Source organism: Actinocorallia herbida, assembly GCF_003751225.1.
Lineage (GTDB): Bacteria > Actinomycetota > Actinomycetes > Streptosporangiales > Streptosporangiaceae > Actinocorallia > Actinocorallia herbida.
The window spans coordinates 1,011,705-1,035,324 of the sequence record NZ_RJKE01000001.1; the positions used below are offsets into that span (position 1 = coordinate 1,011,705).

A 23,620-nucleotide genomic window follows, 5' to 3' on the forward strand; every position below is an offset into this window, starting at 1 on the left:
ACGGACGGCACCCATGAGATTCGGCATCCCCCTCGGCCTCGTGCACCCCGCGCTGTGGAAGCCGCTCGCGATCGAGGCCGACAGGCTCGGCTTCGACTCCGTGTGGATCCCCGAGCACCTGGTCTTCACCACCGACCTGTCGACCGCGAACTATCCGGGCACCTCCGACCCCGGCATCAACCCGCGCACCCCGCTGTTCGACGCCCTCGGCTACCTGTCCCACCTCGCGGCGGTGACCCGTCATGTGCGGCTCGGCACCGCCGTCTACCTGTACGGGCTGAGGCACCCGTTCATCAGCGCGCGCGCCTTCGCGACGCTCGACCATCTTTCGGACGGACGGGCCATCGCGGGCGTCGGAAGTGGTTGGTACCGGGGCGAATGGGATGCGGCGGGGGTGGACTTCCGCACCCGGGGATCCCGCCTCGACGAGGCGCTCGACCTGTCCCGGCGGCTGTGGACCGAGCCCGTCGTCGCGCACGAGGGCCGTCACTTCACCTGCGCCGAGGTCGCCTTCGAACCGAAGCCCGTCCAGCCCGTCATCCCCGTGACCGTCGGCGGCGAGTCCGACGCGGCGCTCCGCCGCGCCGCCCGCAACGACGGCTGGATCAGCATGCCCCAGACGCCCGAGGCCATCGCCCCCCGGCTGGCCCTCCTGCGCGACTTGCGCGCGAAGGCCGAGGTGGACCGCACGAACCGGCCCCCCTTCGAGGTCACCGTGCACGCCTACGAACTCCAGGCCCCCGCCGAGATCCCCGTCTGGGAGTCCCTGGGCATCGACCGCCTCATCGTTCGGCCCTGGACCCGCTCCCGGGACGCGGTAGCCTCCCTGGCGCCTTTCGCGGAGGCGTACGGCGTCTTCTCGCCCGCCTCCTGATGCGCCCGCCCTACGGCCCTGTGCTGTCGGCGCCCTTAGGGATGCCGGGGGCGGTCGCGAGGATGCCGGTGAGGAGGGTGGCGAGGGCGTCGGCGGTGCCCGTGGCCCGGGAATCACCCGTGGACAGACGGCGGACGGCGAGCCCGTACAGGAGGCTGACGACGACCGGTGCGTGCCGTCCGGGATCGGGGACGCCCAGGGCGTCGAGGATCGCCGCGGCGAGCGCGTCATAGGCGGCGACCGAGCGCGCGGCGGCCTCCTGGAGCGAGGGGTCGCGAGCGGCCTGGAGATGCAGCTCCAGCGTGGCGATCTGCTCGCGGGTCCCCGCGAGCGCGACGATGGCGCGCTCCACCTCCGCCGCCGCCTCGTGCGGCGTGAGCGCCGCCCCCGCGAACCCCAGCGCCAGCCCCGAGATCCGCTCGATCTCCACGTCCACGAACCGCGTGAGCGCCGCATGCAGCAGCTCCCCCTGCGCCGCGAAGTGGTAGGTCAACGTCCCCAGCGACACCCCCGCCTCCGCCGCCACCCGCCGATTGCTGACCGCCCCGACCCCGTCCTCGGCGACCAACCGCAGAGTCGCACCGATGATGCGCTCCCGCGCGGCAGTACTCATGGCGGCCGATCCTCCCAGATTCCGTCCCGCCCGGGGCTTCCCCGGGCGGTGTTCGGGAGTTTATCGTTCGTTCGAACGAACGAGGAGGCGTCATGGGCGGATATCTCGGGCTCGCGGAGCAGGCGGCGTTGGTGGGGAAGGGGGAGGCGAGTGCCACGGAGCTGGTCGAGGGGGCGCTGAGGCGGATCGAGGAGGTGGACGGGCGGGTCGGGGCGTTCCGGGTCGTGCGCGGTGAGCGGGCGCTCGAGGAGGCCGCCGAGGCCGACCGGAGGCGCGCGGCGGGGGAGCGGCTGCCGCTGCTCGGGGTGCCCGTCGCGGTCAAGGACGACACGGACGTCGAGGGCGAGACCACGCCCTTCGCCGTGCGGGGCGCCCACCGGCCCGCGGTCCGGGACGCCGAACAGGTCAGGCGGCTGCGCGCGGCGGGCGCGATCATCGTCGGCAAGACCCGCACCTGCGAGATCGGGCTGTGGCCGTTCAGCGAGTCGCCCGGGTTCGGCGCGGCCCACAACCCGTGGAAGCTCGGCTACACGCCGGGCGGCTCCTCCGGCGGGTCCGCGGCGGCCGTCGCGGCGGGCATGGTCGCCGCCGCCGTCGGCTCCGACGGCGCGGGCTCCATCCGCATCCCCGCCGCGTGGACCAACCTCGTCGGCATCAAGCCCCAGCGCGGCAGGGTCTCCGGCCACCCGCACACCGACCCCTTCTACGGCCTGACGGTCTGGGGCCCCCTCGCCAGGACCGTCGAAGACGCCGCGCTCCTCCTCGACGTCCTGTCGGGCAGCCACCCGGACGACGTCCACCGGCTCGATCCTCCCCGCACGCCCTTCGCCGAGGCGGCCCGGCGGGAACCCCGCCGGCTCCGCGTCGCCGTCTCCTACCGGACGGCCTGGGGCGTGCCCGGCGGCATCGACCCCGAGGTCCGCGCCGCGATCGAGCGGACGGCCCGCGTGCTCACCGACCTCGGCCACAAGGTCTTCCCGGCCGACCCCGACTACGGGCCCGTCGCGCTCGGCCTCGTGCCGCGCGGCACCACGGGCGTCGCCGACTGGCTCGACGCGATGCCCGACCCGCGGCCGGAGGCGCGCACGGAGATAGAGGCGAAGATCGGCCGGATCGCCGGGCGGAGGCTGCTGCCCTTGGCGCGTCGGCTCGACCCCTATCTGCGCCGCCGCGTCGGCCGGATCTTCGCCGCCGCCGACGTCGTCCTCACCCCGACCACCGCGCACCTCCCGTCCCGCGTCGGCGCGTTCGACGGCGCGGGCTACCGGCGCACCCAGTCCGGCGTGGCGGCCCTGTGCCCCCTCGCCTGGCCCTGGAACGTCCTGGGCTGGCCCGCGGTGAGCGTCCCCGCCGGCTTCTCCTCGGGCGGCCTGCCCATCGGCGCGCAGCTCCTCGCCCACGACAGCGACGAGGCCACCCTCCTCACCCTCGCCGCCCAGCTCCAGGACGCCGAGCGCTGGCAGGACAGGACCCCCGTGCTGTAACGCGTCCCCTTGCGTTAAGAGGTGGCGGAGAGCGCCTCCTTGAGGGTCACCCGGGACAGGGCGTCGGCCTTGCGGGTCGTCTCGGGGAGGCGGTACTCCGGCGTCAGCGCGAGCGTGAGGGCCACACAGGAGTCCAGGTCGACGAGGTGGCCTGGGGAGACGTGCACGGGCCGGATCCCCGGCCGGGTGCGCAGGGTGCGGCCCACCTCCTCGCCGTCGAGGAGCAGGGGCGTGGAAGCGCCGCGCTCCGCCCCCGGAACGGACGCCGGAAGGAGCGGCGTCTTCGCGACCCCGAAGGAGGGCCGCCCGGTCAGCAGCCCCAGGTGGCAGGCGAGGCCGAACCGCCGCGGATGGGCGAGGCCGTGCCCGTCGCAGACGAGCACGTCGGGCTCGGTCCGCAACGCCCGCAGGGCCGACAGCAGGGCGGGCACCTCCCGGAACGCGAACAGCCCGGGGACATACGGGAACGAAGGCCGCTCCACGGACACCGCCTGGTCGACCACCTCAAAGGTGACCGCGTCCAGGACGACGACGGCCGCCGCCACGAGCCCGTCGCCCTCCCCGTCCCCGGCGTAGGCGACGTCCAGGCCCGCCACCGTCGAAGGCCGGGCGGCGAGCGGCGCGAAGCGCAGCCGGGACCGCAGCTCCTCCTGGATCGCCTCGGCCTCCGCGACCGACCCCGGCCGCACGTACGTCCCGACGATCTCCATCTCCCGACCTTAACGAGCAGCCCGCCACGGCCGCCATCCGAGGAAGGCCGCCCGGGTGCCGAAGACCGGGTGCCGAAGACCGGGAGACAGAAGACCCGCCGCGCACCCCCCAGCAGGTCGGTGCGCGGCGGGCCCGTTCGAGGGCGCGGCTGTCAGAAGCCGGCGCCGGTGATCATGCCGCCGTCGATGACGATCTCGGCGCCGGTGACGTAGGCGGAGTCGTCGGAGACGAGGTAGGTGATGAGGCCGGAGACCTCGTGGGTGTTGCCCATCCGGCCCAGGGGGAGGTTGGCGAGGAAGGCGTCGGCCTTGGGGGCGGCCTCGGCGACGACGTCCGGGTCGAGGGACATGGCGGTGAAGATGCCGCCGGGGTGGATGGAGTTGACCCGGATGTTGTACTTGCCGAGTTCGCGGGCCGCGGTCTTGGTGAGGCCGCGGACGCCGAACTTGCTGGCGCTGTAGGCCGAGTAGCCCGCGGAGGACACGAAGCCCTCGGTGGAGCTGACGTTGACGATGGCGCCGCCGCCCTCGCGCATCGCCGGGATGACCGCCTTGACGCCGAGCCACTGCCCGACGAGGTTGATCTCCAGGACCCGCTGGAACTCGGCGACCTCCATGTCCTCGATGTACTTGACCTTGATGACGCCCGCGTTGTTGATCAGCCCGTGCAGGCCGCCGTAGGTCTTCACCGCGAGGGACACCGCGGTGTCCCAGTCCGCAGGGCTGGTGACGTCCATGCGGGTGAAGAGCGCGCTGTCGCCTATCTCGGCCGCCAGCGCCGCGCCCTCCTCTTCCAGGACGTCGCCGAAGACGACCTTCGCGCCTTCGGAGGTGAGGCGCCGCACGTGGGCCTTGCCCATGCCGCGCGCCCCTCCGGAGATGAGGACGACCTTTCCGTCGAGCTGGCCCATCAGTGGTCTCCGTTCGATTGCCGGGGGGATGCCTTGCGGCGGCCGCGGAGGGCCGACGCGGCGGCGGAGATCGCGGCCGCCGCGGCCTCCATGCCGCGGTAGAGGGGGACGCCGCCTTCGCGGGCCGCGGCGCGCACCGCGTCCTCGACCCCTGCGGGCGCGCATTCGCCGTTGCGCAGCACGAGCGTGACGCGGGTGTGCGGCAGCGCGCGCTGGAGGTCGGCGACGGCCCGGGTGTAGGCGAGCAGGGGTTCGACGCTGTCGCCGAAGGTGAAGAAGCTCTGCGCGTTGACGTGCGCGACGACGTCGGGGTACGCGCGGTGCGCCAGGATCGCGGTGACGGCCCGGGCGACGAGCGCGGGGTCGGCGCGCGGCCCCACGGGCACCTCCAGCGGGTTGGCCAGGGAGGTGCCCGCGCCGAGACCGAGGGCGCGCAGCGCGTCCCTGGCTTCGGCGGGGAAGCCGTCGAGGCGCAGGCCCGCCGCGTCGAAGGTGTCGGCGGCGAGGACGCTGGCCCCGCCGGACGGCCCGATCACCAGGACGCCGTCGTCGCCTTCCGGCACGGCGCGCCCGGCGTGCCGGTCGAAGAAATCGAGGACGCCGACGAGGTCGTCCTGGCAGGTGACGAGCGCGAGGCCCGTCTGCCGGGACAGCGCCGTCCACACCCGGCCGTCGCCGATCATGCCGCCGGTGTGCGAGGAGGCCGCCTCGCGGCCCTGCGCGCTGCGTCCGCCGACGAGCGCCACGACGGGCTTGGGGCAGGCCGCCAGGGCGGTGCGCAAGGCGACGCCGTCCCTCGGGTCCTCAAGGTAGAGGCCGATGGCCGACGTCGAGGGGTCCTCGCCCAGGTAGGCCAGAAGGTCGGCGGGCGTGACGTCGAGGCTGTTGCCGACGGTGGCGACCTTCGAATACGCCAGCCCCCTGCGTTCGCCGACCTTGATGACCTCTCCTGCGAGCCCTCCGGACTGCGAGACCACCGAGACGGTCCCGGGCGGACCCTGCGTGCCGCCGAGGAAGGTCTGGCCTCCGGCGGGGGAGTAGACGCCCATGCAGTTGGGCCCGAGGAGCCGTGTGCCCGGCGGCACCGCGGCGAGCAGCGCGGCTTCGGCCGAGGCGTCCCCGGTCTCCCCGAAGCCCCCGCTCATCACCTGGACGAACGGGATGCCGGAAGCCTGCGCGACGACGTCCGCGCACTGGGACGCGGGCACCGCGACGAGCGCGTAGTCCACGTCGGCTTCCGCGAGGGATTTCACGCACGGGACGCCGTCGATGGACGGGGCCGTAGGGTGGACCGCGTAGATGGGTCCGGAGAAGACCTTCTGGTAGAAGCCGAGGAACATGTTCCCGAAGTTCGGCTTCTTGGTGGACGCCCCGACGACCGCGACGGCACGCGGCGCGAACAGTGCGTCGAATGTCACCGTTCGGTTAGCCACCGAACCGGTCGTCTCGCGCGTCCCTCTATGCGAGGGGACGGCCGCGGCGCGGTGGCTCGTCCCCTCTTCGCCTTCCCGGCTTCCCGGAACGAGCCGAGCGTCCACCGCGATCACCCCGTCCGGGGAGCAGATCACGGGATTCAGCTCGAACTCCGCGAAGCCCTCGAACGCGGGCGAACCGAGCGCGTCGGCGACCGCGAGCACGGTCTTCACCAGCGCGTCGAGATCGACGCCGGGACGGCCCCGGTAGCCCTCCAACAGGGCCTTGCCGCGCAGTTCGCCGAGCATGCCGCGCACGTCGGCCTCGGTGACCGGCAGCAGCCGCAGCGCGGCGTCGTCCAGCACCTCGGTGAGGACACCACCGAGCCCGACGAGCAGGACCGGGCCGAACGCCGGGTCCCGGACCGCGCCGATGATGACCTCGACGCCCGGCGCGGCCTGCTCCTCGACGAGGAACCCCTCGGCGGGGACACCGCGCGCGAGCATGCCGGCCGCCGCGGCGGCGGCCTCCTCCGCGGAGGCGTTGCCGAGCGCGACTGCTCCGGCGTCGCTCTTGTGCAGCAGTTCGGGCCCGTACGCCTTGACGACGAGCGGCGGCGTCAGGTCCGCCGCGGCCGCGCGCACGTCCCCGTCGGCGGGCACGTGCGCGCCGCGCGGGACGCGTACGCCGAAGCCGGAGACGAGCGCCTTGACCTCATGTTCCGGAAGATGCCCAGCGGGCTCGGGAAGGTGCCCCATCTAGCCGAGCACCTCGGCGAACTCATCGCGGATGCCCCGGCGCAGCAGCTTGCCGGGACCGCCCGACCCGTCGGTGGTGTGCGGCAGCTCGGCGGCGACGACGACCGCGTCGGGCAGCTGGTGCGCGGGCAGCGTCGCGGCGAGCGCGGCGAGCACCGCCTCCCCGTCCAGCGAGGTCCCGGCGCGCGGCACGACCGCGAGCAGGATCTTCTGCTCGGCCGCGCCGCTCTCGGCGTGCGCGGGGACGCCCACGGCGCCCGCCTCGGCCACGCCGGGCACCTCGACGGCCTTCTCCTCGATCTGCGCGGGCTGGGACCACTGGCCGCCCTTGAGGATGGCGTCGTCGCGTCGGCCGAGGACCGACAGGGTGCCGTCCTCGGTGATGATCCCGAGGTCGCCGCCGACGAACCAGCCGTCGCGCAGGGACTCGGCGGTCTTCTCCGGGAGGCCGTCGTAGCCCGTCATCATGTTGGGGCCGGTCAGGTTGATCTCGCCGACCTCGCCGACGAGCCTTTCCCCGTCCGGGCCGGTCACCTTCACCGCGGAGCCCTTGCGGGCGCGTCCGGAGGCGGTGATGGGCTGGGAGCCGTCGTCCTGCCTGCCGAAGACCGTGTAGGGCGCTTCCGTCTGGCCGTAGTAGGAGTAGATGGCGGCGTCCGGGAAGCGGGCCTTGATGCGGTCGCGCAGGGCGGGCAGCAGAGGCTCCCCGCCGAGGATGATGGCCCGCAGCGACGACAGGTCGGCGCTCTCGTGGTCGTCGCTGCCGAGCAGCGCCGAGAAGAACGACGGGATGAGCGACACGTGCGTGACGCGCTCGCGCGGCACCACCTGGGTGAAGGTCGCAGGGCTCCAGTCCTGCTCCAGGACGAGCTTCTGGCCCGCGTAGAAGGCCGGCCCGACGAGCGCGGGGAAGCCGATGCCCCAGATGATGGCGCCGGTCCCGGTGACGGAGTCCTCGGCCGTCGCCACGTCGGTCCAGATCTGCGCGATGGAGATCGCGGAGAAGTGCGTGTGCACGACCGGCTTGGGCAGGCCCGTGGTCCCGCTGGTGTAGAAGAGCGCGAGGGGGTCGGACCCGTGGCCGCCGTAGGGGGGCTCCTCCTCGGAGGCGCCGGAGGCGAGCGCGTCGAGGTCGACGGTGTTCTCCCCGCCTGGGACGGCCTCTCCCGGGCCGCCCACCTTGATCCACAGCTTGACGTTCGGGAGCGCGCCGCGCACCTGCCCGACGAGGTCCGCCACGGTCGCGTCGTAGACGAAGACCGTCGCCTCGGACGCCTCCACGACCTGCCTGAGGGTGTCCGCGGACCAATACGGGTTCAGCGCGGAGACGATCGACCCGATCTTCATCTGCGCGAGGTAGACCTCGGCGACGTGCAGGGTCTCGTTCATCAGCGACGCCACCCGGACACCGGGGGAGACCCCCGCCGCGAGCAGCGCGTGGGCGACCCGGTTGACGTTCCGGTTCAGCTCCGCGTAGGTGAAGGACCGTGTGCCGCAGTAGGTGAGCGCGGTCTTGCCGGGGGTGCGCAGGGCGTTCGCCGTGAGGATGGCGTAGGCGTAGTTCGAGAACGGGGAGTGCGTCACAGCGGTCTCCTTTCCGGGACGGGGTGGCGGGGGGTTCAGCGGGCGGAGTAGACGACGAAGGGGTTCCCGGCCGGGTCGCGCAGAAGGGCGCGCACTTCGTGCGGTCCTTCTTCCGGCCCGCGCACGAGCTCGGCCCCCGCGCCGGTGAGGCGCGCGACGGTGGCGGGCACGTCCTCGACCTTGAAGGAGGCCGCGACGGCTCCGGCGAGGTCCTCCTCGGCGCCGACCAGCGCGAAGGTGGTGCCGCCGCCGTCGAGCGCGGCGAAACGGTCGCCGTCGGCGAACTTGACGGCCAGGCCGAGCCCGTCGCGGTAGAACGCGACGGCCGCGGCGAGATCCTTGGCGGGGTACATGACGTTGCCGATGCGGGTCACGCGGGTCTCCAGGAGGGGACGGGGCCGAAGCCGGGGAGGTCGTCGAAGCAGACGCGGACGGGCATCCCGATCGCGGGTTCCGCGGCGTGCAGCGTGCCGAAGGCGCGGACTCCCTCGGCGAGGTCGATCCAGGCGACGGTGTAGGGCGGGGTGAAGCCCGGCAGGAACGTCCGGTGGACCGTGCTGAACGTGTGCACGCTGCCGTATCCGGAAACCGGGGTGAACGGCAGGTTCGTTCCGCCGCAGTAGGGGCACGACGTCTCGGGAAGGTGGACGAACCGGGTGCAGTCGGCGCAGCGCTGCAACGCGAGTTCGCCCCGCCGGCAGGCCGCCCAGTAGGGCTCTGTCAGCGGGCTCGGCGCGGGGACGGGGCGTGCGGGGTCCATCGCGGCCAAACTAGCGCACGCTTGGTAAGCGGACAAGGGGCTACCCAAGCAAGCGCTAGGGCGCGTAGATTGCCTGCGTGCCCCTCGATCTCAGCGAACTCGCCGCCCCCGGCAGCACCGCGGTCCTGGTCATGGAAATGCAGCGCGGCGTCCTCGGGGACATCGCCAGATTCCCCGGACTCCGCGAGATCTGCGCCGAGCGCGGCACCGTCGCCGCCACCGCGCGGGTCCTCGCCGCCGCACGCGCCGCGGGCGTGCCCGTCATCCAGTGCACCGCCGCCTTCCGCGCCGACCGCGCCGGCAGCCACACCACGAACACGCCCTTCCTGCGCAACCTCCTGCGCGACCCCGCGCACATGCTGGAGGGCACCCCCGCGATCGAGGTGCTGCCCGAGCTCGCCGCCGCGGGCGACCTGGAGAACCGCCGCTACCACGGCTTCACGCCCTTCACCGGGACCACCCTCGACCAGGTGCTGCGCTCCCTCGGCGTGACGACGGTCGTCGGCGTCGGCGTCTCCCTGAACCTCGCGATCCCCGGGCTGTGCTCGGAGGCCGTCGCCCTCGGCTACCGCGTCGTGGTCCCGGTCGACGCGGTCGCGGGCATCCCCGCCGAGCACGGCGACGCGGTCCTCGCGCACACGATCTCCCTGCTCGCCACCCGCACGACCGCCGACGACCTCGCCAAGGCCTGGTCCCCGACCGACGGAGCAGCCCCGTGACCTTCCCCGGACTCGACCTGCCCGGCCGCACCGCCCTGGTGACCGGCGGCGCGGGCGGCATCGGCCGCGCGATCTGCCGCGACCTCGCCGCCCTCGGCGCCCGCGTCCTCATCGCAGACCTCGACGCCGACGCCGCGGCCTCCTTCGCCAAGGAGCTCCCCGACGCCGCGGGCCTCGCCGTCGACCTCGCCGACCCCGCCTCGATCGACGCCCTCGCCGAGCGCGCCGGACCCGTCGACGTCCTGGTGCACAACGCAGGGATCTCCATCGTCGAGCCGTTCACCGAGAGCGACCCGGCGGCCTGGGACCTCATGTGGAAGGTCAACCTGCGCGCCCCGATGCAGCTCACCAAGGCGCTGCTGCCCGGCATGGTCGAGCGCGGCTGGGGCCGCCTCGTCTTCGTCTCCAGCGACGGCGCGCGCGCGGGCTCCGGCGGCGAAGGCGCCTACGGGGCGACGAAGGCCGGCCTGTTCGGCCTCGCCAAGTCCCTCGCCCGCGAGGCGGCCCGGGGCGGCGTGACCAGCAACATCGTCTGCCCCGGCCCCACCGACACCCCCATGGTCCGCGAGGTCGCCAAGGCCCACCCCGACCTCCTCGACAAACTCGCCAAGGGCATCCCGCTGCGCCGCATCGGCACCCCCGAGGACGTCGCAGGGCTGATCGCCTACCTCTGCACCGACAGGGCCGGCTACATCACCGGCCAGACCCTGTCGGTCAGCGGCGGCATCACCATGCAGTGACCACCGGGTGGACGGGCGGGATTCAGCCCAGGGCGGCGTAGGCGGCCTTGAGGAGTTCGAAGGAGCGGAGGTCGCCGCCGATCGCGTCGCCCATGAGGTTGGGGATGAAGGCGAAGGCGAGGCCGGCCGCGGGGTCGCCGAGGCCGAGCGAGCCGCCCGCGCCCGAGTGGCCGAAGGCCGTCCGGCGGCCTTCCCCGGGGACGCGGAAGTTCACGTTGGGACGCATGTAGCCCAGGCCGAAGGCGGTGTTCACCAGGAGCGTCCGGTCCGGGCCGTCGACCCTGGTCCGCGTGGCGTCGGCGAGGGTGTCCGGGCGCAGGATCTCCCCGCGCACGAGCCTGTCGTAGAAGGCGGCGAGGTCGCGCGGCGCGGCGAGCATGCCCGCGGCGGGCCAGCCGCCGGCCAGCACGAGCGGGTTGTTGAAGGACGTGCGCGGGTTGTGCAGCGCCCGGTTCATCCGCGATACGGGATCCATGTACGCCTCGGCGAGGCGGTGCAGCAGGTCGTCGGTCTTGGGCCGGGCGACGGGGTCGGCGCCGCCCGCGGGGGCGGGCCGTCCGCCGAGCCTGGCGGCCTGGGCGATGACCTCGGGCGGCGCGCCGATCCACAGGTCGGGCGCGAACTCGCGGCGCACGAACTCCCCGACGGTCACGCCCGCGTTCCTGCGGACGATCTCGCCCGCGAGCCAGCCGTAGGTGAGCGCGTGGTAGCCGTGGCCGTCGCCGGGCGTCCACTCCGGGGTCTGCCCGGCGAGCAGCGCGGCCATCGCCGCGGGGTCGGTCGCCTCCTCGGGGGTGACCGGGCGGGCGAAGGCGGGGAGGCCGGTCTGGTGGCTGAGCAGGTGCTCACCCGTGACCGCGTCCTTGCCCTGGCCGCCGAACTCCGGCCACCAGTCCGTCACCGGGGCGGTGAGGTCGACCTCGCCGCGCTCGGCGAGCAGCAGCGCCGCGGTGGCGGTGACGGCCTTGGTGCACGAGAACGCCACACAGCGTGTGTCACGCTCCCAGAGCCGCCCGGTGCGCCCGTCGGCGGTGCCGCCCCACAGGTCCACCACGGGCCGCCCGCCGACGACCACCGCCACCGCCGCGCCGACCTGCCGGCCCGCGGCGAACTGCTCCTCGAACACCTCGCGGACGCCCTGGAAGGCCGGATCGCAGTGTCCGTCGACGAAGCCCATGTCTCCTCCTCGAAAGGTCGCCACATCATGACACCGGCTGAAGCGCAGCAGACCCCCCAGGGATCGCATAATTGGGGCCGTTGGGGAGAAAAAGATGAAAAAGGGGCACTTAATCTGCTCAGCCCCGAAGTGGTGCTGGCCGCCGTGGGCACCGTCACCGAGGGCCGGATCCTCCAGCTCGCCCTGCCGATCAAGGGCTCGACCTCCGGCCCCGCGCCCACCACGGTCCCGCACCTGCGCGGGCGGCCCCTGCCCCAGCACTTCATGTCGGTCGACGGCGCCGACTACGTCGCGGGCACCCGGCCCGTCGGCGCGGGCCTGCGCATGGCCGACGACGCCATCATCGTCACCCCGCACGGCACCACCACCCACATGGACGCGCTGTGCCACATGTGGGCCGGGGACTCCCTCTACAACGGGCACCCCGCCTCCCGCGTCCGCTCCTACGGGGCCACCCGGTGCGGCATAGACAAGGCCGGGCCTGTGGTCGCCCGCGCGTCGTTCTTCGACATCCCCGCCCTGCGCGGCGTCCCTTATCTCGCCGCCGAAGAGCGCATCACGGTCGCCGACCTCGAAGCCTGCGGCGCCGACGTCCGCCCAGGCGACGTAGCGATGATCCGCACAGGCTGGCCCCTTGCCTGGGCCGAATCACCCGAGAAGTACTGGTCCGGCCAGCCCGGCCTCTCCGCGGAGGCGGGGCGCTGGCTGGCCGACCGCGACATCGCCATGGTCGCCTCGGACAACTCCGCCATCAGCGCTCTCAACGCCCACCAAGGCGCCGACGAATCCCTGGACGACGACCTCCACCTGCTCTTCCTCTGGCGCCACGGCATCCACCTCGCCGAGATGCTCTGGCTCGAAGAGCTGTCCGGGGCGGGCCGCACCCATTTCCTGTTCGTCGCGGCCCCGCTGAACATCGAAGGCGGCACCGCGAGCCCGATCACCCCGCTCGCCGTCCTGTGACGCACCGCGCCGGACCGTCGCAGGGACGGTCCGGCGCCGCGCGTCGACACAGGGACTCAGGACGAGCCGGGGTAGTTGCCACCGCCGTGCGCGGCGTCGAGGGCGTCGTAGTCCGGCGTATAGCCCTTCTTCGGGATCTCCGCGACGAAGGCGACGTGGCGGGGCTTCTTGTAGGAGGCGATCTCGCCTCGGACGTGTTCGATGACCGACTCCTCGGTCTCCGACGCGCCTTCGGCAAGGACCACGACGGCCTTCACCGTCTGGCCGAACCGCTCGTCCGGCACCCCGATGACGGCGGCGTCGGCGATCGACGGGTGGCTCTTCAGCGCGCGCTCGACCTCGGCCGGGTAGATGTTCTCGTTCGCCGACTTGATCATCCGAAGCTTCGGGCCGATGAACGTCAGCGTGCCGTCGGGCTCGCGGCGGCCGAGGTCGCCGGTGTGGTGCCAGCCGCCGCGGAACTTGGCCTCGTTCAGCTCGGGCCGGTTGTGGTAGCCGCTGAAGACCGACCAGCCGCGCGCGCAGATCTCGCCGACCTCACCGGCCGGGACCTCCCGGCCGGCGGCGTCGAGGAGCCGGATCGCGGCGAGGGTGCCCGCGCGTCCGGCCGGGCCCGCGCCGCCCGGGGCCAGGCCGAGGAAGGTCAGCATGCCGCCGACCTCGGTCTGCCCGTAGCCGCCCATCTTGGACGAGCACCACGGCGAGTCGTCCACGGTGATCATCGCGTCCCACGCGGGGGAGTGGGCCACGAAGCGCAGGGACGACAGGTCGTACTCGCCGTCGGCGTTGGCCGCGACGAGGCCGTCGATCATCGGGCCGAACAGGAACGCCTGCGTGCACGACTCGGCGTCGATGAGACGGCACACCTCCTGCGGCTCGTAGGCGGGCGTGAAGACGTTCTTGCCGCCGAGCAGGAACGTCGCGAGCACGAACATCGTGGTGCCGACGTGGAACATCGGGCCGCACGCCAGGAACGCGAACCCGTCGCGCATCTCCCGCTGGTGCAGCAGCGCCTCGGCGTGCGCGATCAGCGCGCGGTGCGACAGCAGGGCCGCGTGCGGGCGCCCGTCGAAGGCCGCGGTGTAGAGCGCGAGCACAGGCTCGCCGCCGTCTACCGGCGCCGAGGGCTCGTCGTCCGGATGGGCGGCAAGGAACTCCTCGTACTCCAGGCCCGCCTGCACCCACGCGGCCTTGACCGGGCTCTCAGCGCGCGCCTGCGCGACCGCCTCGGACTCCTCCCAGACGACGACCTTCGGTTCCAGGTCGCCGAGGACGAAGCCCAGCTCGTCCGAGGTCTGCCGCCAGTTGGCCGGGCACAGCACCGCGCCGAGCCTGCCGCAGGCCAGCAGCAGTTCGAGGATCCGGAAGGAGTTCTGGCCGAGCCACAGCACCCGCTCGCCGCGCTGCACCCCGGCCCCGGCCAGCGCGCCCGCGAGCCGGTTCACCCGGGCGTCCAGCGCGGGATAGGTGAGCCGGACGGCACCGTCGACCGCCGCGACGTCCAAGGGACGGCCGCGCCGGTGCTCGCCGAGGACGTCGCCGAGCGTCAGCTCGTGGATCAGGGACATGTGCGCCTCCTCGCGCTGGAATCGGACGGGCTACCGGAAGGCGGGCATGACCTCGGAGGCGAAGAAGCGCAGGGTCTTGCGCATGTCCTCGATCGGGACCTGCCGGGTGGAGCCGAAGTCGCACATGAGGTTCGAGAAGCCCATCTCCTGGACCATCTGGATCTGCGCGATGACGCGCTCGGGGTCGCCGATGACCTCGAGCTGCTCCCACCGGAAGTCGTTACCGACGGAGCCGCCCTTGAGGTACTTGTCCTGCCAGTACTCGAAGCCCTTGGCGACCTCGCCGGTCTTGGAGTCGATCGGCGCGCTCTGCGCGTTGAAGATCCGGCTCCGGTCGAAGGACGCCTCGAACCGAGCCTGGTCGGCCTTCGCCTGCTCGATCGTCGGCGCGACGTACACCGCGCGCGAGGCGATGAGCTCGACGGCGGAGGTGTCCACCCCGTGCGCCGCGGCGGTCGTGTGCCAGGTCTCCGCGGCCTTGGCGATCTTGCGGAAGGGCGCGGCGGGGTCGGCCAGGATGGGCAGCCCCCGGGCCGCGTAGATCTCGACGGTGTCGGGGGAGACCGCGGCCACGTGGACGGGCGGATGCGGGGTCTGCAAGGGCTTGGGCTGGAGCGTGATCGGGTTGCCCGACCCGTAGAACTTGCCCTGGAAGTGCACGTCCTCGCCGGTCCACAGCTCGAGGATCATCGACAGGGCCTCGTCGAACCTGTCGCGCGCCTCGCTGAGCGAGAGCCCGAACGACTCGAACTCGACGCTCTGGTAACCGCGCCCGATGCCGAGCTGGAGCCGTCCGTTCGACAGCAGGTCGACCATCGCGGCCTCTTCGGCCACATGGATCGGGTTGTGCAGCGGCAGCACCACGATCCCGGTGCCGAGCCGCAGCTTCTCGGTCCGCCCGGCCAGGTTGGCCAGCAGCGTGAAGATGTTGTTCACCAGGCCGTAGTCGCGGAAGTGGTGCTCGGCGACCCAGACGCCGTCGAACCCCAGCTCCTCGAGGAGCTCGACCACCTCGATCTGGTAGTCGTACACCTCCTTCGCGCTCTGCCCTGGGAAGCGGTGAAAGAGATGGAAGGTCGAGAACTTCATGGGCCGGGACGCTCCTTACCGTGGCCGGTGCGCCGAATCATTAAACAAGCGCTCGCTTGGTAGCGTAGCAGTCGACGGGGCTCGCGGCGAGGTGCGGGGAGTCGCCGCAGGTGGCGGGGCGGGGTGGCGAACAAGTGGTACGGCCTAGGCTGGGAGGCATGATCAGGCATGTGGTGATGTTCACGTGGAAGGCCGAGGCGACCGAGGAGCAGCGGGCGGCGGTGCCGGCCGAGCTCGCGAAGCTGCCGGCGGCCATTCCGGAGATCCGGCGCTATGAGTTCGGACCAGGGCGCAATCCGGGGAACAAGGACTTCGTCCTGGTCGCGGACTTCGACGATGATGAGAGCTTCGTCACCTACCGCGACCACCCCGCTCACCAGGCGTTCATCGCCGCGTGCGTGACGCCGATCGCCGCTGACCTGGCCAGGGTGCAGTACGAAGTGGCGTCCTGACCGATCAGCCGGTTTCCCAGGGCTCTTAACAAGCGCTTGCTCAGGATTTAACATGATGACAATCTGTGTTCCCGAACAAGCACTTGGGCATCACGGCATAATGAGGGGGTGACTACGACGACGAGCAGCGGACGCGCCAAGGGCTCCGGTGACGCGGCCGGCGGACGCCGGCGCGCGCGGGGCGGCCAGGCGCTGGCCTCCGAGAGGCGCGAGCATCTGGTGCGCTTGGCGGCCGAGCTGTTCGCCAGGAAGGGCTTCCAGGCCACCACGGTCCGGGACATCGCCAAAGAGGCGGGCATCCTGTCGGGCAGTCTCTACCACCATTTCGACTCCAAGGAGTCGATCGTTGACGAGATCCTGTCCTCCTTCTTCGGCGAGCTGATGGCGGCCAACCGCGCGGCGGTCGAGCGGGGCGGCACCCCGCGCGAGGTGATCTCCGCGCTGGTGCGCATCGCCTTCGGCACCCTCGAGCCGCACCGCGCGGCGATCACGGTGATGCAGAACGACTGGAACTACCTCAAGCACCAGGAACGGTTCGCCTACCTCACCAAGGCCGAGGACGACGTCGAGGAGATGTGGGTCTCCGCCCTCGCCGCCGGGCAGACCACCGGCCTGTTCCGCGAGGACATCGACCCCAAGCTCACCTACCGGATGATCCGCGACACCATCTGGGTCGCCGTGCGCTGGTTCAAGCCCGGTGGCCGCCTGGACACCGAGGGTCTGGCCGAGCACTACCTCAAGGTCCTCTTCGACGGCATCGTCACCCACTGACGGATCCGTGCCCTGAACGGGTGTCCCGCCGCCGAATCGGGCGGCGGGATTTCTGTGTTCGCGCGGCCCCGGACGCCCCTCAGGCGGGGACCAGGATCGCCGCGGAGCCGTAGGAGCCCCCGAAGCCCGTCACGAGGGCGGGGCCTGCCCCCGCGCGCACCTGCCGCACCGCCTCGGCGGTGTTGTTGAGCCCGTGCACGTACCCCTCCGACAGCAGTCCGCCGTGCGGGTTCACCCGCTCCAGGGCCTCCTCGAGGCCGTCGGCGAGGTCCTCGCGGGCGAGCAGCCCGAAGTCCTCGAGCTGGCGCGGCACGAGCCAGCTGTAGGCGTCGTAGAGCAGCCCCACGCCGATGTCGGACGGCTTCATGCCCGCGGCGTCGTACAGCGGCCCTGCGAGGTAGTGGCCGAACGTCCGGGTGACGTCCTCGGCGCGGTCCATCGTCGAGCAGCCGGGGCCGCCGCCGCGCACCACGGCGCGGATCAGGGGGGCGCCGGGCCGGGGCGCGGAGACCACCAGCGCGCACGCCGCGTCGGTCTCCTGGCAGCAGTCCGCGCGGCGCAGCGGCGAGGCGATCATGGGCTCGGCGAGGTAGTCGGCGTGGCTGACGGCCTTGCGCACGAGTGCCCGGGAATTGCCCAGCGCGAACGCGCGTGAGCGCCGGACGACCGCGGACAGATGGTTTTCGGACAGCCCTCTTTCGTGCAGATACCGCTGTGCGGCGAGCGCGAACTGGTGGACCGGGCCGGCCATTCCGTAGGGGTGCGTGAACTGTTCCTCCGCGCCCTCGCCCAGTTTCAGGCCGAGGGCGTTCATCCGCTTGCCCGACCGTCCGTTGAGCGCCCGGTAGACCAGCACCGACCTGGCGATTCCGGACGCGACGAGCTGGGCCGCGTCGCCGAGGACAGAGGCGCACTGGGTGCCTCCGCCGTAGAGCTCGTTGTGCCAGCCGATCTCGGAGATGCCCAGCTCACGGGCCACGTACAGGACCGGGGCCGAGTCGCCGAGGTGGTAGCTCAAGATCGCGTCGGGACGCTCGATCCCGGCGTCGGCGAGGGCCGCCCGGGAGGCGGTGAGCGCGAGCGCGAGCGGAGTCACTCCCGAACTGCGGGTAATTTCAGACATGCCGATTCCGGTCACCGCCGCCTTGTCCGAAAAGGACTGGCGCGCGGTCACGGGAGCCGGCCGGTGGCGAAAGCGGGAACGTGGACGCCGCCCGTGGCGGAAGGGGCGCGATCCATCCACCACGGGCGGCGGGCCCGGGTCCGGGAGAGCTCCGCGATCACCTGGAAGAACAGTCCCGAGGGCATGGCAGCACGCTAACGCGAAAGTCGTTCAAGGGCAAGCGCTTGCTTGGGTGAATCACGGCCGACCGTGCGATGAAACGAAAAGTAACGTTTACATATCGGACACTTGACGTCACCGGTACTGTGCGGCTGTGATGCGTGGGAGCGCTCCCACAGACCACCACCCCCATCCCCACCCCGGGAGGAACACCCCCATGAAGTTCAGCCGTAAAACCGCCGCGTTCGCGGCAGTGCTCGCCGGAGTCCTGGTCGCCGGTACCGCCTGTGGCGGGTCGGACGACGAGAACGCCTCCGGCGGCGACATCACGCTGACCGTCGACACCTTCGGCGCCTTCGGCTACGAAGAGCTGTTCACGCAGTACGAGGCCGCGCACCCCGGCATCAAGATCGAGCACCGCAACGAGAAGGAGCACGAGAAGGTCTACGTGCCCAAGCTCCTGCAGTACCTCGAGACCGGCAGCGGCGCGGGCGACGTCGTCGCGCTGGAGGAGGGCGTCCTCACCAGCCTCCGCGGCCAGGCCGACAAGTTCATCGACTTCAACGGCTACGGCGGCGCCGAGCTCGAGGCGAACTTCATCAAGTGGAAGTACGACCTGGGCAAGAGCCTCGACGGCAAGAGCCTGATGGCGCTCGGCACCGACGTCGGCGGCCTGGCGATGTGCTACCGCACCGACCTGTTCGAGAAGGCCGGCCTGCCGACCGAGCGTGACGAGGTCAGCAAGCTGTGGCCGACCTGGGCCGACTACAGCGCCACCGGCGCGAAGTTCCAGGACAAGGTCGCCGACACCAAGTTCGTCGACGGCCCGGCCGCGCTGTACAACGCGATCCTGTCGCAGGAGGCGCCGAAGAACGGCAACTACACCTACTTCGACAACGCCGGCGCCTACGTCGCGGACAAGAACCCGGCCGTCAAGACCGCGTTCGACACCGTGAACGGCCTCAAGGACCTGTCCGCGGGCCTCAAGGCGTTCACCCCCGAGTGGCAGACCGGCTTCAAGAAGGACTCCTTCGCCACCATGGCCTGCCCGGCCTGGATGCTCGGCGTCATCAAGGAGAACTCCGGCGACGCCTACGCCGGCAAGTGGGACGTCGCGTCGGTGCCCGGCGGCGGCGGCAACTGGGGCGGCTCCTACCTCGCGGTGCCCAAGCAGTCCGAGCACCCGAAGGAGGCCGCTGAGCTGGCCGAGTTCCTGACCAGCCCCGAGTCGCAGATCGCCGCGTTCAAGGCCGTCAACGCCCTGCCGACCTCCCCGCAGGCCCTCGCCGACCCGCAGGTCGCCGACGCCAAGAACGACTACTTCAACGACGCCCCGGTCGGCAAGATCTTCGCCGCGGGCGCCAGCACCCTCCAGCCGGTCCAGCTCGGGGTCGAGAACGTCTCGGTCCGGACCGTCTTCGAGGACATCCTGATCGCCATCGGCCAGGGCCAGCTCTCCGCTGGCGAGGGCTGGACGAAGGCGATCGAGGACGGCCGGAAGAAGTCTGAGTAACACTCCCGGCCCCAGAGAGACGGCGTCGCCCCCACTCCCCTTGACGCGGGGCGGCGCCGTTTCTCATGTCCGCGAAAGGCATCCCGATGAAGCAGAACCGGCCCCTAGCCCGGGCCGCCACCTGGTTCGACCTCAAGGCCGCACCGTATTTCCTGGTCTCCCCGTACTTCATTCTCTTCGCCATCTTCGGTCTCTTCCCGCTCGGCTTCACCGTCTGGGTGTCCCTGCACGACTGGGAGCTCGCCGGAGACCGGGAGTGGATCGGACTTCAGAACTACACGGATCTCGTCCTAGACCCGGACTTCTGGAACTCGGTCGTCAATACGCTCGGCATGTTCGTCATGGCGACCGTCCCGCAGCTGCTGCTGGCCCTGATGCTGGCCAACGCGCTGAACAAGAGGATGCGGTTCCGGCTGCTGTTCCGGCTCGGCGTCCTCGTGCCGATGGTGACCTCGATCGTCGCCGTGGCGGTGGTCTTCGGCCAGCTCTTCGCCCGTGACTACGGCGCCTTCAACTGGCTGCTCGGCACGGACGGCCTCGACTGGAAAGCCGAGAAGCTGACGTCGTGGACCGCCATCTCGGTGATGGTCGACTGGCGCTGGGCCGGCTACAACGCGCTGATCTACCTCGCCGCGATGCAGGCCATCCCGCGCGACCTCTATGAGGCCGCGTCGATCGACGGCGCCTCCTCGCGCCGGCAGTTCTGGCAGATCACGATCCCGATGCTCAAGCCCGCGATCATCTTCACGACGCTCACCTCGACGATCGGCGGACTGTCGCTGTTCACCGAGCCCGTCATGTTCGCGCAGGGCGACGTCGGCGGCGGCTCGCTCGGCCAGTTCCAGACGATCGCCATGTACATGTACGAGATGGCGTTCCGGGAGCGCGAGTACGGCTACGCGTCGGCGGTGGCCTGGATGCTGTTCCTCCTCATCGTCCTGGTCTCGCTCGTCAGCTTCCTGTTCACCCGCCGGATCGGGGGCACCAAGTGAAAGACAACCTCCCCAAGGCGACGGTGCTCACGCGGATCGCGCTCGGCTTCGCGCTGATCCTGTCGGCGTTCCCGATCTACTGGATGTTCATCATCGCCACCCGCGGCAACGACGTCGTCGGCCAGGTGCCGCCGCCGCTGCTGCCGGGCGGCAACCTGGGCGAGAACCTCGAGCGCCTGTGGGACATGCGGGACGCCAACTTCGTCCTCGGCCTCACCAACTCCGCGATCATCGCCACCACGGTGACGGTGTCGGTGGTCGTGCTCAGCAGCCTCGCCGGGTTCGCCTTCGCGAAGCTGCGGTTCAAGGGCCGCGACGGGCTGCTCGTCACCGTCCTGCTGACGATGGCGGTGCCGCTCCAGCAGATGGGCATCATCCCGCTCTACATCATGATGGTGAAGCTCGGCTGGACCGACCAGTTGCAGGCCGTCATCCTGCCGTTCCTGGTCAACGCGTTCGGTGTCTTCTTCATGCGGCAGTACGCCGAGCAGGCGATCCCGGACGAGCTGATCGAGGCCGCGCGCGTCGATGGCTGCTCGACCCTGCGGATCTACTGGAGCATCGTGCTCCCGGCGCTGCGCCCGGCCATCGCGGTCCTCGGCCTGCTCACCTTCATGCAGACCTGGAACGAGTTCATCTGGCCGATGGCCGTGCTCACCCAGTCGAACCCGACGGTCCAGCTGTCCCTGTCCAACCTGAACGGCGCGCACTTCCAGGACTACACGCTGGTGTTCACCGGCACCGCCCTGGCGACGCTGCCGCTGATCGTCATCTTCATTCTGTTCGGCCGCCAGATCGTCGGCGGCATCATGGAAGGGGCCGTCAAGTAATGGCTACTCGGGGGTTCCCTGAAGGTTTCGCCTGGGGCGCGGCCACCGCCTCGTACCAGATCGAGGGCTCCGTGACGGCCGACGGCCGCGGCGCCTCCATCTGGGACACGTTCGCGCACACGCCCGGCAAGGTCCTGAACGGGGAGAACGGCGACGTCGCGGTCGACCATTACGCCCGCTACGCCGAAGACGTGGCCCTCATGGGGTCGCTCGGGCTGAACGCCTACCGCTTCTCCCTGTCGTGGCCGCGGATCCAGCCCGGCGGCCGCGGGGTGAACGGCGCGGGCCTCGACTTCTACAAGAGGCTCGTGGACGAACTGCTGGAGCAGGGCATCACGCCGTACGCCACGCTCTACCACTGGGACCTGCCTCAGGAGCTCCAGGACGCGGGCGGCTGGCCCGAGCGCGACACCGCCTACCGGTTCGCCGAGTACGCGCAGGTCGCGCACGAGGCGCTGTCGGACCGGGTGAAGCACTGGATGACGGTCAACGAGCCGTGGTGCGCGGCCTTCCTGGGCTACGGCTCGGGCGACCACGCCCCGGGCCTGCGCTCCTCGGCGCAGGCCGTGCGGGCGGCGCACCACCTGCTGCTCGCGCACGGGCTCGCCGCGCCGCTGCTCAAGGCGAACGACTGCCTTGTCGGCGCCGCGCCGAACCTCTACGCGGTGACGCCGGTCTCGGACTCCGAGGCCGACCTCGACGCGGCCCGCCGGATCGACGGCCTCCAGAACCGCTTCTTCCTGGACGCGCTCCTGCGCGGGTCCTACCCGGAGGACGTGGTCGCGGACCTCGAGCCGTTCGGCTTCGCGGACGTGGTGCAGCCCGGAGACCTCGACCTCATCGGGGGCAAGGTCGATTTCCTCGGGATCAACTACTACTCGCGGCACACCGTCTCGGCCGACCCCGACGCCGCGGGCATGGTGGCCACGTCCCCGTTCGCCTCGGCCTCTCCGTGGCCGGGCGCGGAGAGCGTCGCGTTCGTCAACGCGGGCCGTCCGGTGACCGACATGGGCTGGGAGGTGGACCCGGGGGGTCTGCACGAGATCCTCACCCGGGTCGCCAAGGAGTACCCGTCGGTGCCGCTCTACATCACCGAGAACGGCGCCGCCTACGTCGACACCGTCGCAGACGGCGGGGTGGACGACCAGGAACGGCTCGACTACATCGAGGCGCACCTCGCGGCGTGCCACGACGCCATCGCCGACGGCGTCCCGCTGAAGGGCTACTTCGCGTGGTCCTTCCTGGACAACTTCGAGTGGGGCTGGGGTTACGGCAAGAGGTTCGGTCTGGTCTACGTGGACTACGAGACCCAGGTCCGCATCCCGAAGTCGAGCGCGCACTGGTACGGCCGGGTGGCCCGGCACAATGGTCTGTCGTGAACAACCAGCGTCCCACTCTGGAGGCGGTCGCCGCGCGGGCCGGTGTCGGGCGCGGCACCGTCTCCAGGGTCGTCAACGGCTCTCCCAAGGTCAGTCCGCAGGCGCGTGAGGCGGTCCTCAAGGCGATCGAGGAACTGGGCTATGTGCCCAACCCGGCCGCCAGGACCCTCGTCACCCGTCGGACCGACACCGTCGCCCTCGTGGTGTCGGAGTCGGAGGAGCGGATCTGGGGGGAGCCGTTCTTCGCCGGGATCATCCGGGGGATCAGCGGCGGCCTCGCCGAGACCGAGTTCCAGCTCCTGCTGGCGATGTCGCAGTCCGAGGCCGACCGCGAGCGGCTGACCCGCTATCTGACGGGCCAGCACGTCGACGGCGCGCTGCTGCTGTCGCTGCACGGCGACGACCCGCTGCCCAGGCATCTGGAGGAGCGGGGCCTGCCGACGGTCAGGGCGGGCACGGCTCCGGGGGAGACCCCCGTGGCCTATGTGGACGCCGACAACGTGGGCGGGGCCCGCCTCGCCGTGGAGCACCTCCTCGGCCGGGGCAGGTCCCGGATCGTCACCATCGCCGGCCCCCAGGACATGGGGGTGGGCGTGGACCGTCTGACGGGCTACCGCGAGACGGTCCGGGGCGAGGGCCATGTCGCCTACGGGGACTTCTCCGAGGAGAGCGGCGCGGCCGCCATGCTGGACCTGCTGGCGCGGGTCCCGGACCTCGACGCGGTGTACGCGGCCTCGGATCCGATGGCGATCGGCGCGATGCGGGAGCTGCGCAGGGCGGGCCGCTCGGTGCCCGAGGACGTGGCGGTCGTCGGGTTCGACGACTCGGCCTCGGCCCGGTCGACGGTGCCTCCGCTCACATCGGTGCACCAACCGGTGGAGGAGATGGGCCGGGCGATGGCGGAACTGCTGCTGGCCCGGATCCAGGGCCGGGAGATCCCGACATCCGCGGTGATACTCGACACCTACCTGGTGGTACGGGAGTCCAGCTGAGCGGGTTTACCGGTATTTCCCACTTGACATAGCGGTTTTACCTTTT

General features: G+C 71.5%; 24 protein-coding genes. 12 read left to right on the forward strand and 12 right to left on the reverse strand.

Annotation, left to right across the window (positions count from 1 at the left end):
• The first annotated feature begins 13 nt into the window (after positions 1–13).
• Positions 14–874: a TIGR03619 family F420-dependent LLM class oxidoreductase gene (locus tag EDD29_RS04910; RefSeq protein WP_123662715.1), complete on the forward strand. Its 861-nt coding sequence runs from the start codon at positions 14–16 to the stop codon at positions 872–874.
• A gap of 10 nt (positions 875–884) precedes the next feature.
• On the opposite strand, the gene EDD29_RS04915 is transcribed toward EDD29_RS04910, so the two are convergent.
• Positions 885–1,487 (reverse strand): TetR/AcrR family transcriptional regulator, encoded by a 603-nt coding sequence (locus EDD29_RS04915; RefSeq protein WP_123662718.1) that lies wholly within the window; start codon positions 1,485–1,487, stop codon positions 885–887.
• 92 nt (positions 1,488–1,579) lie between these two features.
• Here EDD29_RS04915 and EDD29_RS04920 point away from each other — a divergent pair, with 92 nt between their 5' ends.
• On the forward strand, positions 1,580–2,971 hold the full coding sequence (locus EDD29_RS04920) for an amidase (RefSeq protein ID WP_123662720.1): 1,392 nt from the start codon (positions 1,580–1,582) through the stop codon (positions 2,969–2,971).
• 14 nt (positions 2,972–2,985) lie between these two features.
• On the opposite strand, the gene EDD29_RS04925 is transcribed toward EDD29_RS04920, so the two are convergent.
• The 6 genes from EDD29_RS04925 to EDD29_RS04950 form a co-directional block, all read right to left on the reverse strand.
• On the reverse strand, positions 2,986–3,681 hold the full coding sequence (locus EDD29_RS04925; RefSeq protein ID WP_123662722.1) for an endonuclease V: 696 nt from the start codon (positions 3,679–3,681) through the stop codon (positions 2,986–2,988).
• A 152-nt stretch (positions 3,682–3,833) separates the two neighbouring features.
• Positions 3,834–4,592: a glucose 1-dehydrogenase gene (locus EDD29_RS04930; protein WP_123662724.1), complete on the reverse strand. Its 759-nt coding sequence runs from the start codon at positions 4,590–4,592 to the stop codon at positions 3,834–3,836.
• Positions 4,592–6,763 (reverse strand): acetate--CoA ligase family protein, encoded by a 2,172-nt coding sequence (locus EDD29_RS04935; RefSeq protein ID WP_123662726.1) that lies wholly within the window; start codon positions 6,761–6,763, stop codon positions 4,592–4,594. The genes EDD29_RS04930 and EDD29_RS04935 overlap by 1 nt, the downstream gene beginning before the upstream one ends.
• Positions 6,764–8,347: a class I adenylate-forming enzyme family protein gene (locus EDD29_RS04940; protein ID WP_123662727.1), complete on the reverse strand. Its 1,584-nt coding sequence runs from the start codon at positions 8,345–8,347 to the stop codon at positions 6,764–6,766.
• Between the two features lie 35 nt (positions 8,348–8,382).
• Complete coding sequence (locus EDD29_RS04945) at positions 8,383–8,721, reverse strand: VOC family protein (RefSeq protein WP_211359555.1); 339 nt, start codon at positions 8,719–8,721, stop codon at positions 8,383–8,385.
• Positions 8,718–9,107, reverse strand: coding sequence for a Zn-ribbon domain-containing OB-fold protein (locus EDD29_RS04950; protein ID WP_123670273.1), 390 nt, complete (start codon positions 9,105–9,107; stop codon positions 8,718–8,720). The genes EDD29_RS04945 and EDD29_RS04950 overlap by 4 nt, the downstream gene beginning before the upstream one ends.
• Before the next feature lie 77 nt (positions 9,108–9,184).
• Here EDD29_RS04950 and EDD29_RS04955 point away from each other — a divergent pair, with 77 nt between their 5' ends.
• Both EDD29_RS04955 and EDD29_RS04960 read left to right on the forward strand, forming a co-directional pair.
• A complete protein-coding gene (locus tag EDD29_RS04955; protein WP_211359556.1) occupies positions 9,185–9,826 on the forward strand; it encodes a cysteine hydrolase family protein in 642 nt (213 codons plus the stop codon).
• Positions 9,823–10,566 carry an SDR family NAD(P)-dependent oxidoreductase gene (locus EDD29_RS04960; RefSeq protein WP_211359557.1) on the forward strand — a complete coding sequence of 248 codons (744 nt, stop codon included), beginning with the start codon at positions 9,823–9,825 and terminating at the stop codon, positions 10,564–10,566. The genes EDD29_RS04955 and EDD29_RS04960 overlap by 4 nt, the downstream gene beginning before the upstream one ends.
• A 22-nt stretch (positions 10,567–10,588) precedes the next feature.
• Here EDD29_RS04960 and EDD29_RS04965 read toward each other — a convergent pair whose 3' ends face one another.
• Positions 10,589–11,743, reverse strand: a complete 1,155-nt coding sequence (locus EDD29_RS04965) for a serine hydrolase domain-containing protein (protein WP_123662729.1) — start codon at positions 11,741–11,743, stop codon at positions 10,589–10,591.
• Between the two features lie 27 nt (positions 11,744–11,770).
• Between EDD29_RS04965 and EDD29_RS04970 the strand changes: the two genes are divergently transcribed.
• A complete protein-coding gene (locus tag EDD29_RS04970; protein WP_123662731.1) occupies positions 11,771–12,706 on the forward strand; it encodes a cyclase family protein in 936 nt (311 codons plus the stop codon).
• A 56-nt stretch (positions 12,707–12,762) separates the two neighbouring features.
• On the opposite strand, the gene EDD29_RS04975 is transcribed toward EDD29_RS04970, so the two are convergent.
• Together EDD29_RS04975 and EDD29_RS04980 are read right to left on the reverse strand one after the other, a co-directional pair.
• On the reverse strand, positions 12,763–14,274 hold the full coding sequence (locus EDD29_RS04975) for an AMP-binding protein (protein ID WP_123662733.1): 1,512 nt from the start codon (positions 14,272–14,274) through the stop codon (positions 12,763–12,765).
• 30 nt (positions 14,275–14,304) lie between these two features.
• Positions 14,305–15,363 carry an LLM class flavin-dependent oxidoreductase gene (locus tag EDD29_RS04980; protein WP_123662735.1) on the reverse strand — a complete coding sequence of 353 codons (1,059 nt, stop codon included), beginning with the start codon at positions 15,361–15,363 and terminating at the stop codon, positions 14,305–14,307.
• A 158-nt stretch (positions 15,364–15,521) separates the two neighbouring features.
• Between EDD29_RS04980 and EDD29_RS04985 the strand changes: the two genes are divergently transcribed.
• Both EDD29_RS04985 and EDD29_RS04990 read left to right on the forward strand, forming a co-directional pair.
• Complete coding sequence (locus EDD29_RS04985) at positions 15,522–15,815, forward strand: Dabb family protein (protein ID WP_123662738.1); 294 nt, start codon at positions 15,522–15,524, stop codon at positions 15,813–15,815.
• A gap of 108 nt (positions 15,816–15,923) precedes the next feature.
• Positions 15,924–16,586, forward strand: a complete 663-nt coding sequence (locus tag EDD29_RS04990) for a TetR/AcrR family transcriptional regulator (protein WP_123662740.1) — start codon at positions 15,924–15,926, stop codon at positions 16,584–16,586.
• A 79-nt stretch (positions 16,587–16,665) separates the two neighbouring features.
• On the opposite strand, the gene EDD29_RS04995 is transcribed toward EDD29_RS04990, so the two are convergent.
• Together EDD29_RS04995 and EDD29_RS45235 are read right to left on the reverse strand one after the other, a co-directional pair.
• Positions 16,666–17,709: a thiolase C-terminal domain-containing protein gene (locus EDD29_RS04995; RefSeq protein WP_123662742.1), complete on the reverse strand. Its 1,044-nt coding sequence runs from the start codon at positions 17,707–17,709 to the stop codon at positions 16,666–16,668.
• 47 nt (positions 17,710–17,756) lie between these two features.
• Positions 17,757–17,894 (reverse strand): hypothetical protein, encoded by a 138-nt coding sequence (locus EDD29_RS45235; RefSeq protein WP_170201292.1) that lies wholly within the window; start codon positions 17,892–17,894, stop codon positions 17,757–17,759.
• 191 nt (positions 17,895–18,085) lie between these two features.
• Here EDD29_RS45235 and EDD29_RS05000 point away from each other — a divergent pair, with 191 nt between their 5' ends.
• From EDD29_RS05000 to EDD29_RS05020, 5 genes are all read left to right on the forward strand, one after another.
• Positions 18,086–19,381, forward strand: coding sequence for an ABC transporter substrate-binding protein (locus tag EDD29_RS05000; protein WP_123662743.1), 1,296 nt, complete (start codon positions 18,086–18,088; stop codon positions 19,379–19,381).
• An 86-nt stretch (positions 19,382–19,467) separates the two neighbouring features.
• On the forward strand, positions 19,468–20,373 hold the full coding sequence (locus tag EDD29_RS05005; RefSeq protein WP_246052518.1) for a carbohydrate ABC transporter permease: 906 nt from the start codon (positions 19,468–19,470) through the stop codon (positions 20,371–20,373).
• On the forward strand, positions 20,370–21,203 hold the full coding sequence (locus EDD29_RS05010) for a carbohydrate ABC transporter permease (protein WP_246052519.1): 834 nt from the start codon (positions 20,370–20,372) through the stop codon (positions 21,201–21,203). The genes EDD29_RS05005 and EDD29_RS05010 overlap by 4 nt, the downstream gene beginning before the upstream one ends.
• Entirely contained in the window at positions 21,203–22,582 is a 1,380-nt protein-coding gene (locus tag EDD29_RS05015; protein WP_123662747.1) for a GH1 family beta-glucosidase, read from the forward strand. Before EDD29_RS05010 ends, EDD29_RS05015 begins: the two co-directional genes overlap by 1 nt.
• Positions 22,579–23,574 carry a LacI family DNA-binding transcriptional regulator gene (locus tag EDD29_RS05020; RefSeq protein WP_123662749.1) on the forward strand — a complete coding sequence of 332 codons (996 nt, stop codon included), beginning with the start codon at positions 22,579–22,581 and terminating at the stop codon, positions 23,572–23,574. The genes EDD29_RS05015 and EDD29_RS05020 overlap by 4 nt, the downstream gene beginning before the upstream one ends.
• Positions 23,575–23,620 lie beyond the last annotated feature (46 nt).